Source organism: Cupriavidus yeoncheonensis, assembly GCF_905397275.1.
In the GTDB taxonomy this organism is placed as follows: Bacteria; Pseudomonadota; Gammaproteobacteria; order Burkholderiales; family Burkholderiaceae; genus Cupriavidus; species Cupriavidus yeoncheonensis.
On record NZ_CAJPUY010000027.1, the window covers coordinates 14,923 to 26,954 of the forward strand.

Sequence of the window (12,032 nt, forward strand, 5' to 3'; positions counted from 1 at the left end):
AAAGGCAATCATGTTCGTGGACCGCACCGAAATCATCAACGCCGCCAAGGCACTGCGCGCCAGCCAGGAAGAGTCCAGGTACAGCAAACTCGTCGCGCTCGCGAACAAGCAACTCAAGACAATGCAAACGGCAATCCAGAGGGGCAAGGAAGAATTCGAGACCAGACTGGTACTCGACATCAACGAAGACAATCCGCAAGCAGCGCTGGAACCGCGCGCGCAACGGCTAGCCGAGGACCTCAGAACGCAGGGCTACACCGCAACGGTGACCACGTTTGCCGAGGTCAGCACCGATCGCAAGAACTGGACGCCGAATATCACGGTCGTCATCGGTCTGGGCGACATGGTTTCCGAAGACGACAACGCGATAGCGGAAAGCACAGTGACCGACGAAACGGAAGTCGCGCTGGCTGGCGAAGCTGCCAGTGAAATTGCCTGACAACAGGCGGGCAATCCGAGACAAGGGCCGGCATCACGTAGCTTCGCGCACGGTCGCGTGCGTGATGGCTTTTCCAACAATCGGTCATTGGGTCGCGAAAGGCGAGCGATTCGTAATCGGTCGAGTTCTGATGGCCATTTGCATTTTGCAGCGAGGTTCGCTACTTGGAGCCGCCTCGCTCCAAAACTGATCGAGGACGGTTACGCAACCTAACAATGAGGAAGTAAGCCCTCGTGGACAAGCATTGACGTCGTCGCCGGAGCGGCGGCATTAAGTCAGAATGCGGCCATTGATAGTGTGGAGTCGAACGACTCAGATGGGTCCGCAAAGCGACGGTCGCCGTGGTCGATGGCCGAGTCACGCACTACGTCGGAACGGGAAACGAGACTGTTGCCATAACAGGGCGTGCGCGGCTCAGCCGATTTAGCGCTCCGCTGCCCCCACTTCACGGAACGGCGTATTATCGGCGGCATTCCGCCTGTGACTGCCGGAACGCCTGCGATGACCAACGATCCTCACCTGTCTCCCAAGCTTCACCTGACCGCCGAGCACGGATTCGCCCTGCATGACAGCCGACAGCCTGCTTTTCGCCGAGCATGGCACGTCCACGACTGCGGCATGCTGTTGTGGCCGCGCATGGGCAGGCTCAGGACGGTCTGGAACGATTCGTCCGGCGAGCCAGACGCACTGCATGCCGCTTCGCTGGTGCGCGGTACCGCTGTATTGCTGCATGCGTCGACGTCGCACCTGACGGCATCCGAGCACGGCCTTCAGCAGCACGGGGAACTCTATCTGCCGCCCGATCGCCTGCCCGTGTGCCTGCGGTTCGGCGCCATGCACCTGGACGCCGCGACGATCGCGATGCTTGAGGCGCTGCTCGCGCCTACGATCTCAGTCACCAGCGCGTCCTGGCTCGTGCGCGCCATCGTGGCGCAGATCATGACGAGCCGGCCGCTGGCGGTGCCCGAAGAGCCGGCGTCCGTCGCACTGCGCATGGCCCAGCGCTTCCATGCGGCGCTCGAACGCGACATGCCCTTGCCATCGATCGATACCGTGGCCGGCGAACTGGGCATCTCGATCCGACAGTTGCAGCGCGCCTGTCAGATCGAGTTCGGCGCGACGCCCGTGACCGTACGACGTCGGATTCTGGCCGAGCACGCACGCAAGCTGATTGCAGGAGGCCGGTCCGCCGCCTGCGTCAGCATGGATCTCGGCTTTGCCTCCGGCGGGCATCTGCACCGGCTGCTGCGCGAGGTGCCGGCGCCGTCGTAGCCTGGCGGCCGACGCCTTCACGCCGTCATCACAATGGCGTCGACCTCGATCTCCGTCCAAGCCCGGTCCGGTAAGCTGGCCACGCCAAGCGCGCTGCGTGCCGGCAGCGGCTGACCGGGGAATGCTGCGCGCATCACCGCCGAGGCCGCATCGAGCACTGCCGCATGTCGTGTAAAGTCCGGTGCCGCGCGGATGAAGCCACGCAGGCGAACGATCTGGATCACGCGCGACAACTCGCCATCGCAAGCCAGCCGCAGTATGGCCAGTGCATTCAGCACCGATACTTCGGCGGCATGGCGGGCGGGTTCCAGATCATCGTCGCTCCGGCATTGGCCCGCCATGGCCACGCCGTCCCGCCGGCATACCTGACCGGCAATCGACACCCATTGCGATGTGCCGACCTGGATCGCGCAATACGGCGCATAGCTGCCACGTGGACTTGACACTTCGGGCAACGTGAATCCGGCGGCGGCAAGCCGTGCCTCGGGGGAGTTGTCCGTCACGCATCGCTCCAAGTCACGCTGCCGCTGAGCCAGCATCCGTCAGGCTCGCCCGAATCCGTATGGCGCGGCGCCACGAGAATTTCCGAGGGGCTGCCCATGGCATCGCCTTGCCAGACCGCGATGGAAGACACCTTTCCATCAGGGCCAGCCAGTTCACCCGCCTGGTTCAGAAAGCCCCATAAGGCAGCCGCCGCTATGCCGGTGGCGGCATCCTCGGGATAGCCGGACGACTTTGGAAATTGCCGCGCATGGATTACGGGTCGGCCGTCCGCTTTCGATACGCCAAATGCATAGGGATAGAGCCCGGTCGAGCCGATCGATGCGCAGAGCGACTCCATGGTCGAGAAGTCCGGTTGCAAGCTGTCGAGCACCGCCACGGAAGGCAAGGCCATGAGCGTCTTGACGCGACTCGTCGCGGCATTGGTGGCCGCATACGTACCGGCTGGAAAACCAAGTTGCGCCGCCACTCGGCCCGATGCCCCGGCGTCCAGCGTCTGGGTACGCACCGCCGGCTGCGAGATCCAGACGGATTGCAGCGCATCGTCCCAATACGCCAGCACGATGCCGCTCAGCGTCTCGATGCGCACCGCCGGGGTCGTCCAGCGGCCCCATTGGCGCAACGCCCACAGCGTGCCCACGGTGGCGTGGCCGCACATCTCCATCTCGTGCTGCGGAACGAAGAATCGGAAACGCCAGTCGCAACCGATATCACTCGGCAATACAAAGGCGGACTCGTGCCCATATGCGGCAGCAACCCTTTGCATTTCCGCCGCGCTCATGTCACGGGCATCGGAGACCAGGGGCACCGGATTGCCGCCTCGCCCATCGCGTACAAAAACCCGGATCAGACTGACATTATTCACCTGTAGCTCCCACGGAACTGGCAATCTTGCCCCAGTACGGGATGTCTGCTTGAACCGCGGCCTGCAGTGCGGCGGGTGTACCGGGGCGCGCCGTCACACCTTTGCTCGATAGATCGGCCACGACCGCATTGTCAGAAAGCACCTTGTTCAGTGCTGCATTGAAGCGATCGACGATCGCAGCGGGCGTGCCCTTGGGAAAGGCGATGCCATACCACAGTTGCTGCTCGAAGCCTGGCACGCCCTGGCTGGCGAACGTCGGGACATCGGGCAGCAGCGATGTCGGAGCGGTCACGGCAATGGCGGCAATCTTGTGTGCCTTGATGTATGGCGCCAGTCCCACCGGATTGTCGAACATGATCTGCACCTGTCCACCAATCAGATCCGTGTACGCCGGCGCCGCACCGCGATACGGGACGTGCACCATCGGCACGGCGACGAGCTTCTGAAACTGCTCGCCCATCAGGTGCGACACGGTGCCGACACCAACCGAACCGAAGCTGTGCTGCGCCTTGTCGGCCTTCAGTCTGCTGACAAGCGCCTTGGCGTCCGACACCTGCAAGGTGTTGTTGACGGCCAGCACATAAGGTGACGTGCCAATGAATCCGGCATAGGCGAAGTCCTTCGCCGGGTTGTACGTCAGCTTTGGATACAGGGCAACGCTTACCGCGTGCGTGCTCGTCGTGACCACGCCGGCCGTATATCCATCGGCCGCAGCCCGCGCGACATAGGCAGACCCAAGCGTGCCACCTGCGCCGCTGCGATTATCGACCACGACGGGGCGGCCGAGCTCACGCTGCAACAGCGGCTGGATGGAGCGAACCACCAGATCGGTACCGCCGCCAGCCGGAAATGGCACGACTACGGTGATCGGCTTTGATGGCCAGGTCTCCGCATACGCGGCGACGCAACTTGCCGCGGCCGCGGCCGCCAGCACGGCGCAGCGGGCCTTGCGCGTTGAAATGGACAGGATGGACATGTGCACTCCGCTTGTTGGAATGCATGGAGTCTACGAAGGTGTCGGGCGGGCTACGAACCGGAATACGACTTTCAGCCATCCGAAATGCGCATGCGCCGGGGGCTTGGAATGACGACCGGCGCTTGCCGGCCAAATCCCGTCATCGAAGGACCATGCGCCCAACGACCGTCTGTCCGCCGCGACCGGCCGTCAGATTTCGCATTACTTCCAGGTCCTGAACCCTGCGCCTGGAATGGTGACCGCTGGCGCAACGAGTTCAGTGGGCATCGCCTTGAACCTCCCAACCACCGCCCGCAGCAGCGAAAATTCGCACGAAGTTCGTCCGCAGGCTCGCATCGGACGTGGCCCGCTGCGACTCCGCGTCGAGAAGATCACGCTCGGCCACCAGCACGTCCAGCAAGCCCACATAACCGAAACGGTACTGCGCTCGCGCCAGTTCCGCCGCGCGCCGGTTCTGGGCCACGCCCGCTGCGAGCGAGGTGTTTCTCGACTGCTCGTTCAGGTAGGCCGACATCGCGCTTTCCATATCCTCCAGTGCATCGAGCACGGTCTGCTGGTAGGCCAGGAAGGCTTGCGTCTGGCGCGCGTCGGCGGCATCGATCTGCGAGCGGATGCGGCCGAAGTTCAGCACCGGCTGTACCAGTCCAACTCCGATTCCCCATGGCGTGGACGAGAACGGCGTGGCGTTCTGCACGCCGAACAACGCAGTCAGCGAAATATTCGGGAACAATTCTGCGACGGCCGCCTTGCGTGCGGAGATCGACGCGGCGAAGCGGCGCTCCGCTACCCGCACATCCGGCCGCGTGGCGATCACGGCGGCCGGTGCCGAGACCACGATGCGCCCGTCGAGCGACGGCTGCGGCGCGGCCACGACTTCCTGCAACGTGCCCGGCGTCCTGCCGAGCAGTGTCGATAGCCGGTTAGCCGCAGCGTCCCGCGCTGCCCGGAGCGACGGCACGCGCGACTCGGTCGTCGAAGCCTGCGCGGCCGCGCGCTGCACGTCCAAGTTGCTCACCAGCGCGCCGCGCTGCTGGGCTTCCACCAGCTTGAGCGTCCTGCGCTGCGTCTCCAGGTTGCTGGTCGTCAGCTCGATCTGCCGGTCCAGGTTGCGCAACTCGAAGTAGGTGCGCGCCACCTCCGCCAGCAGCGCCACGCGCACGGCCTGCTCGCTGGCTTCGGTCGATTGGAGGATCGCCGTCGCTTGTGCCGTGCGGGCCTGGTTGCGGCCGAACAGGTCCAGTTCCCATGCCGCCGACAGCGCCACCTGGTTCACCGTGACCGACTTGTCGTTGGTCAGCAGCCCGCGATTTCCGCGCTCGCTGCTCGCCACGGCGTTGACTTCCGGGGCCAGCGCGGATTGCGCCTGCAGCCGCGCTGCCCGGGCCTCTTCTACCCGTGCCCGCGCAATTCCCAGCGACTTGTTGCCGGCAATCGCCTCACGGATCAGCGCCTCCAGCGCGGCGTCGTGGAAATGCGACCACCATCGCTGGTCGACCTGCGCATCGTCGTGGCTGACGATCAGGTCGGCGTTCGCCTGCGCGGGCGTCAGCGTCTGCCAGCGCGGCGCGACGTCGACACCGGAGCTTTGCGGCCCCACCGGACTCGTGCAACCGGCTACGACAGCCGCAGCGGCAGCAAGGACCGAGGCAGCCAATCGCTCAAGCTTCAACATGCTGCTGCACCCTTTCCTTCCGCGTGATGCGCTTTTCCAGGTTCCGGATCAGGACATAGAAGACCGGCGTCAGGAACAGGCCAAAGAACGTGACGCCGATCATGCCGAAGAACACGGCCACACCCATGGCGTGGCGCATCTCGGCGCCGGCACCATGTGACAGCACCAGCGGCAGCACCCCCATGATGAAGGCGATCGACGTCATCAGGATCGGCCGCAGGCGCAGGTGCGCAGCCTCGATGGCTGCCGCAAGCGTGTCCTTGCCCTGCATTTCCAGTTCCCGGGCAAACTCGCATATCAGGATCGCGTTCTTGCAGGCCAGTCCTATCAGCACGAAGAACCCTATCTGCGTGAAGAGGTTGTTCTCCCCGCCGGTCAGCCAGACCCCCGCGATGGCCGAGAACAGGCACATCGGGACGATCAGGATGATGGCCAGCGGCACGAACGGGCTTTCGTACTGCGCGGTCAGCACAAGGAACACCAGCAGAATGCAGATGGGGAACACGATCAGCGCCGTGTTGCCGGCCAGGATCTGCTGGTAGGCCAACTCGGTCCATTCAAAGGCCATGTCGCCCGGCAGCGTGTCATTCAGGATGCGCGTCATTGCCGCCTGCGCCTGTCCGGTCGAGTAGCCGGGTGCCGGACGCCCATTGATGTCGGCGGAGCGGTAGGCGTTGTAGCGCGAGGCGTTGTCGGGGCCGCTGGTGTCGCTGAGCGTCACCACGGCTCCCAGTGGCACCATCTTGCCTTCGACGTTGCGCACCTTCAGTCCGAGGATGTCATCCCGCTTCGAGCGGAAGTCCTTGTCGCCCTGTGCGATCACCTGGTATGTGCGGCCGAACTTGTTGAAGTCGTTCACATAGAGCGAGCCAAGGTAGATCTGCATGGTCTTGAACACGTCATCCACATCCACACCGAGCTGCGCAGCCCGGGTACGGTCCACGTCCGCATAGAGTTGCGGCGTGGAGACGTTGTAGTTGGTGTACACCCCCGCCAGCTCGGGCGCCTTGCGCGCCTTCTCCAGCACCGTGTTCACTGCCTTGCTCAGCGCCAGGTAGCCGGCGTCGCCACGGTCCTCGATCTGCAGCTTGAAGCCCCCGGTGTTGCCGAGCCCTTGCACGGGCGGCGGCGGGAACACGGCGATGAAGGCATCGCGGATCGACGCGAACTGCTTCTGCAGGCTGGCCGCCATCGCCGGCCCCGACGTCCCCTGCTTGTGCAGTTCCTCGAACGACTGTTCGCCGACGAAGACCACGGCGGAAGACGGGCTGTTGATGAACCCGTTGATCGACAGCCCCGGCAACTGTACGGCGGTGCGTACGCCCGGCGCTTTCAAGGCCACGTCGACCATCTGCCGTACCACGGACTCCGTGCGATCCAGCGTCGCGCCTTCCGGCAAGCGAACCAGGTTGACCAGGTAGCCCTTGTCCTGGATCGGCACGAAGCCGGCCGGCACCCTGACGAAGCCGAGCACCGTGGCCGCCAGCAGCGCCGCGTAGAGCACCATGGACCCGCGCTTGTGCTGCAACGCCCGCTTCACGCCGCCGCCGTAGGACTCCCCACCTCTGCTGAATACGCGGTTGAAGCGACTGAAGAAGCCACCGAGCCACCGATCCATCAGGCGCGTCAGCCTGTCCTTGGGGGCGTCGTGCGAGCGCAGCAGCAAGGCGGACAGCGCCGGCGACAGCGTCAGCGAATTGAACGCCGAGATCACGGTCGAGATTGCGATGGTCAGCGCGAACTGGCGATAGAACTGCCCGGTGAGGCCGCTGATGAACGCAATGGGCACGAAGACTGCGCAAAGCACCAGCGCGATGGCGATGATCGGCCCCGTCACCTCTTGCATCGCCTTGATGGTGGCCTCGCGTGGCCGCAGGCCGGTGGCAATGTTCCGCTCGACGTTCTCGACCACGACAATCGCGTCATCCACGACGATGCCAATCGCCAGCACCAGCCCGAACAGCGACAACGCATTGATCGAGAAGCCAAAGCCGAGCATCACCGCGAATGTGCCGACCACAGATACAGGCACAGCGAGCAGCGGAATGATGGCCGCGCGCCAGGTCTGCAGGAAGACAATCACCACCAGCACCACCAGCACGATGGCTTCGAGCAGCGTATGGATAACCGCCTTGATCGAATCGCGCACGAACGTCGTCGGATCATAGGCAATGCGGTACTCCAGGCCATCGGGGAAGTGCTTGTTCAGTTCGGCCATCTTGGCGCGGACGTTGTTCGAAATGTCGATAGCGTTCGCCCCCGGGGTCTGGAAGATCACCAGCGCCAGTGCCTGCTGGTTGTCGAGGAGCGCGCGCAGGGCGTACTCGCTCGCGCCCATCTCCACACGCGCTACGTCCCTGAGGTAAGTGACCACGCCCCCCTCGCGCTTGACGATGATGTTCTCGAACTGGTCCACGTCGGCCAGGCGGCCCTGCACGTTCACGGGCAACTGGATCTCGACGTTGTCCTTGTACGGCGGCCCGCCCACTACGCCAGCCGCCACCTGGATGTTCTGCTTGCGGATCGCGGCCACTACCTCGTCGGGGTTCATGTTGCGCTCGGCGATCTTCTGCGGATTGAGCCAGACGCGCATCGCATAGTTGCCCGAACCGTACAGCTTGATCTGGCCGATGCCGGGAATCTTGGACAGTTCGTCCTTGACGTTCAGCAGCGCGTAGTTGCGCAGGTAAAGATTGTCATAGCGGTCCGACGGCGAGATGAGGTGGACGACCATCGTCAGGTCCGGCGAACTCTTGACCGTGCTGACGCCGAGCTGCCGGGTCACCTCGGGCAGGCGCGGGAGCGCTTCGTTGACACGGTTCTGCACCAGTTGCGTGGCGAGGTCGGGGTCCGTGCCAAGCTTGAACGTGACCGTCAGCGTCAGCACGCCGTCGCTGGCCGCCTGCGAGGACATGTACAGCATGTTCTCGACGCCGTTGATCTGCTCCTCCAGCGGCGTGGCCACGGTTTCGGCGATGACCTTGGGATTGGCGCCGGGGAACTGCGCGCGCACGACCACCGACGGCGGCACGACTTCCGGATATTCGGAAATCGGCAGCTTCGGAATGGCCAGCACACCGGCAAGGAAGATAAGGATCGAGATGACCGCCGCGAAGTTGGGCCGGTCGACAAAGAACTTGGACAGATTCATGTGACTACTCCGCCCCGCGTGCTGCCGTCGTGGCGGCGGTCTTCACTTCGGCTTCAGCCAGTTCCTTCGGCATAACCGTCGCATCGGGCTTCACGAACTGCAGCCCGCGCGCGATCACGCGCTCGCCGGACTTGAGTCCGCTCGCGACCACATGCCTGCCGTCGAGCCCTGCCCCGAGCGCGACTTCCCGATAGGCCACCTTGTTGTCCTGCCCAACCACGTACACGAACTTCTTGCTCTGGTCGCTGCCGACGGCCACGTCCGGCACCACCAGGGCCGACGTGTCGCCACTGCCGGCCAGCCCGATCGAGACGAACATGCCGGGGACGAGCGCCCGGTCGCGGTTCTCGAACTTCGCCCGCGCGCGGATCGTGCCGCTGCGGGTGTCGATCTTGTTGTCGAACGTGTAGATCACGCCAGAGTAGATGCGCTCCGTGTCGCCCTGCACGCGCATTTCCACCGGGATGTGCTGCTCCTTGTTCTGGGTCTCGGCATAGCGCCGGATCGACTGGACGTAGGCCTGTTCGTCGACGTCGAAGTCGGCATAGATGCCGTCATTCGACACGATGCGGGTCAGCACGGGCGCATTCGCGCCGGGCTGGACCAGGTTGCCGAGGGTGACTTCCGCCCGGCTGATGCGGCCGGCAATTGGCGCCTTGACGTAGGCATAGTCGAGATTGATCTCGGCCTGTCGCAACGCGGCTTCGGCCGCCAGCACGGCCGCCTTGGCCATGCGGTCTTCGTTGGTACGCTGGTCGTGCAGGCTCAGCGGGATCGCCTCGGCGTCGATCAGGCCCTTGGCACGCTCACGCTCGGCGGCTGCGAATTCGGCACGCGCTCGGGTCGACGCCAGTTCGGCGCGGGCACGGGCCACGGCGGCCTCGTAGGGACGTGGATCGATGACGAACATCACATCGCCCGCCTTCACCGTTTGCCCGTCGCGCACGCGGACTTCCACGATCTTGCCGCCCACTTCGGGCCGGACCAGCGCTTCGTCCACCGCATTGAGGCGGCCGGAGAAGTTGGCCCAGACGCGCACGTTCTCGGGCGCCAGTGTCTTCACGAAGACCTCGGGCGCCGACACCGCCGGGGCTGTTGCCGCACGCGTGTCCTTCAATGCCATCGTTGCGACCAGCGTGCCAGTCGTCACGACCAGTACCCCACCTGCCAATAGCCACCGCCGCCTGGCGGCCCGGCTTTTCTGTCTGTCTGTCATGCTCTGCTGCCCAATCCATCGATTGATTCATCCGTGATCCGATCCACTCACGCGCCACGCGCCTGTCGGGGTTCCCTCCTCAGCTTCAGCGCGCCGAACCGGACGTGGCGCCGACCACGCCGGTCGGTCGCACTTCCGGCCGGGCGATCCGCTGTCGCGCCCATTCGGCGACAAACAGCGCCCCTACCAGAAAGACCGCACTCACGAGGCCGAGGGCATGACGGTCGAACCAGGCAATAGCCGCGCCGCCGATGACGCCTGACATCGATACGCCGACGTAGATTGCCGCCGAATTCAGCCCCAGCAACAGCGGCGCGGCAGCCGGCGTGATGCTGATGAGCCGGTGCTGCTGCGGGACCAGCACACCCCAGCCGCACACGCCCCAGACGATCAGCGCGGGGACCGCGGTCACCAGCGATGCCGACGTCAGCGGCAACAAGGCGAAGTCGATGACCAGTACGGCGATGGCGGCGTTGATGATGCGGCGACTGCCGTAGCGATCGGTCAGCCGTCCGGCGGCGAAATTGCCGGCGGTCGCCGCCACGCCCCACAGCAGCAGCAAGGCCGCCAGCACGCGCGAGTCGCCACCCGTGGCGCGGTCGAAGCTCAGGCCGATGTAGGTGTAGACGAGGAAGAGGCCCGCATAGACCATCCAGGTGGTCAGCAGCGTCAGCAGCACGCGAGTGTCCGCCAGCGGTGCAAGGCGGCGCGACAGGCTGATGGCCGGCGGCGTCGGGATCTCCGGCAGGCGCCACGCTACGCCCAGCCCGGCCAGCGTGCCGACGGCGGCCACGAACCACATCGTCGCGCGCCAGTCCAGCGCGCCGCCGATGAAGGTGCCCAGCGGCGCGCCCAGCGCCGTTGCACTGGACAGACCGCCGATCACGATGGCGAGCGCGCGCCCACGCTGCTCGGGCGGTACCAGCGACGCGCCAGTGGCCGTGGCGGTCGGGCTGAACATGGCCGCGCCCAGGCCCGCGATCAGCCGGCTGGCCAGCACGAGTTCGATGTTCGGCGCCACCGCGGTCACCACGTTGCCCACCACGAACACTGCGAGACCCGTGAGCAGCAACCGCTTGCGCGGCCAATGCGCTGCCGCCGCAGCGATGACGGGCGACAGCAGCGCATAGCTGATCGCATACAGCGTCACCATCTGGCCGGCCAGCGCCACCGATACGCCAAGCGAGGTGGAAACCTGCGACAGCACGCCGGCAACCACGAAGCTGTCCGTGCCAATCGCGAACATGCCGCTGGCCAGGACGATAAGACGTTTATCCATGTGAATGTCCTCCGCGGCACATCGAGCCGCCCGTTGGGGAATCGCGACGGGCCGCAGCCCACGTAAGTTTCGTGATGAAACTTACGATAGCGCATTAAGTTGCTCCATGCAACTTTTTCGTCTACCATGAGCGCTATGTACCGCAGGACATTCGCTTATGCACCGCAAGACTTTCACAGGGATGAACTGCTCCGTGGCTGGCGCGCTGGAACAGGTCGGCGAATGGTGGAGCCTGCTCATCGTGCGAGAGTGCATGATGGGCACTACGCGCTTTGACGACTTCCAGCAGCGCCTGGGTATTGCGCGAAACGTGCTGACCACGCGACTGAACACGCTGATCGAGCACGGTGTGCTGGTGAAGGTGGTAGCCGAGGGCGCGGAACGGCGCACCGAGTACCGGCTGACGGAAAAGGGTGAGGCGCTCTATCCCGTTATCGCGGGGCTAATGCAGTGGGGCGATAAATGGTGCAGCCAACGGACGCCCATCCGCCTTGTCGAGGACAGCACCGGCGAACCGGTCGAACCGATCAGCTTGCGCGTGGGTCCCCGCACGCTGGGCTTGCGCGACGTCCGTCTGGAACCCGGCGACGGCGCGACGGCGCGAACGGCCGAGATCATCGACGCCCGCAACAAGGCCATACTCGGCAAATAATCATCAAGT

At 64.8% G+C, this 12,032-nt stretch carries 10 protein-coding genes; 3 read left to right on the plus strand and 7 right to left on the minus strand.

Annotated features, from left to right (window positions below; genetic code table 11):
* Positions 1–10 precede the first annotated feature (10 nt).
* Together KHO22_RS27745 and KHO22_RS27750 are read left to right on the plus strand one after the other, a co-directional pair.
* Positions 11–439, plus strand: coding sequence for a hypothetical protein (locus KHO22_RS27745; protein WP_211950386.1), 429 nt, complete (start codon positions 11–13; stop codon positions 437–439).
* A gap of 501 nt (positions 440–940) precedes the next feature.
* Complete coding sequence (locus KHO22_RS27750) at positions 941–1,711, plus strand: AraC family transcriptional regulator (RefSeq protein ID WP_211950387.1); 771 nt, start codon at positions 941–943, stop codon at positions 1,709–1,711.
* A 17-nt stretch (positions 1,712–1,728) separates the two neighbouring features.
* Here KHO22_RS27750 and KHO22_RS27755 read toward each other — a convergent pair whose 3' ends face one another.
* From KHO22_RS27755 to KHO22_RS27785, 7 genes are all read right to left on the minus strand, one after another.
* Positions 1,729–2,214 (minus strand): RidA family protein, encoded by a 486-nt coding sequence (locus tag KHO22_RS27755; protein ID WP_211950388.1) that lies wholly within the window; start codon positions 2,212–2,214, stop codon positions 1,729–1,731.
* Entirely contained in the window at positions 2,211–3,077 is an 867-nt protein-coding gene (locus KHO22_RS27760) for a PhzF family phenazine biosynthesis protein (protein WP_211950389.1), read from the minus strand. The genes KHO22_RS27755 and KHO22_RS27760 overlap by 4 nt, the downstream gene beginning before the upstream one ends.
* Complete coding sequence (locus KHO22_RS27765) at positions 3,070–4,053, minus strand: Bug family tripartite tricarboxylate transporter substrate binding protein (RefSeq protein ID WP_211950390.1); 984 nt, start codon at positions 4,051–4,053, stop codon at positions 3,070–3,072. Before KHO22_RS27765 ends, KHO22_RS27760 begins: the two co-directional genes overlap by 8 nt.
* Positions 4,054–4,309: 256 nt before the next feature.
* The gene (locus KHO22_RS27770) at positions 4,310–5,725 is read right to left on the minus strand and encodes an efflux transporter outer membrane subunit (RefSeq protein WP_211950391.1); all 1,416 of its coding nucleotides are present in this window, start codon (positions 5,723–5,725) and stop codon (positions 4,310–4,312) included.
* Positions 5,712–8,876: an efflux RND transporter permease subunit gene (locus KHO22_RS27775; RefSeq protein WP_211950392.1), complete on the minus strand. Its 3,165-nt coding sequence runs from the start codon at positions 8,874–8,876 to the stop codon at positions 5,712–5,714. The genes KHO22_RS27770 and KHO22_RS27775 overlap by 14 nt, the downstream gene beginning before the upstream one ends.
* Positions 8,877–8,880: 4 nt before the next feature.
* Positions 8,881–10,092 carry an efflux RND transporter periplasmic adaptor subunit gene (locus tag KHO22_RS27780; RefSeq protein WP_211950393.1) on the minus strand — a complete coding sequence of 404 codons (1,212 nt, stop codon included), beginning with the start codon at positions 10,090–10,092 and terminating at the stop codon, positions 8,881–8,883.
* 85 nt (positions 10,093–10,177) lie between these two features.
* Entirely contained in the window at positions 10,178–11,371 is a 1,194-nt protein-coding gene (locus KHO22_RS27785) for an MFS transporter (protein WP_211950394.1), read from the minus strand.
* Positions 11,372–11,528: 157 nt separating this feature from the next.
* Between KHO22_RS27785 and KHO22_RS27790 the strand changes: the two genes are divergently transcribed.
* The gene (locus KHO22_RS27790; RefSeq protein ID WP_230427054.1) at positions 11,529–12,023 is read left to right on the plus strand and encodes a winged helix-turn-helix transcriptional regulator; all 495 of its coding nucleotides are present in this window, start codon (positions 11,529–11,531) and stop codon (positions 12,021–12,023) included.
* The last annotated feature ends 9 nt before the right edge of the window (positions 12,024–12,032 follow it).

Bases quoted from the DNA above. Each gene is read 5' to 3' on its own strand.
- KHO22_RS27745 (WP_211950386.1), top strand. From the start codon at position 11: ATGTTCGTGGACCGCACCGAAATCATCAACGCCGCCAAGGCACTGCGC.
- KHO22_RS27765 (WP_211950390.1), bottom strand. From the start codon at position 4,053: ATGTCCATCCTGTCCATTTCAACGCGCAAGGCCCGCTGCGCCGTGCTG.
- KHO22_RS27785 (WP_211950394.1), bottom strand. From the start codon at position 11,371: ATGGATAAACGTCTTATCGTCCTGGCCAGCGGCATGTTCGCGATTGGC.
- KHO22_RS27775 (WP_211950392.1), bottom strand. From the start codon at position 8,876: ATGAATCTGTCCAAGTTCTTTGTCGACCGGCCCAACTTCGCGGCGGTC.
- KHO22_RS27790 (WP_230427054.1), top strand. From the start codon at position 11,529: ATGCACCGCAAGACTTTCACAGGGATGAACTGCTCCGTGGCTGGCGCG.
- KHO22_RS27780 (WP_211950393.1), bottom strand. From the start codon at position 10,092: ATGACAGACAGACAGAAAAGCCGGGCCGCCAGGCGGCGGTGGCTATTG.
- KHO22_RS27770 (WP_211950391.1), bottom strand. From the start codon at position 5,725: ATGTTGAAGCTTGAGCGATTGGCTGCCTCGGTCCTTGCTGCCGCTGCG.
- KHO22_RS27750 (WP_211950387.1), top strand. From the start codon at position 941: ATGACCAACGATCCTCACCTGTCTCCCAAGCTTCACCTGACCGCCGAG.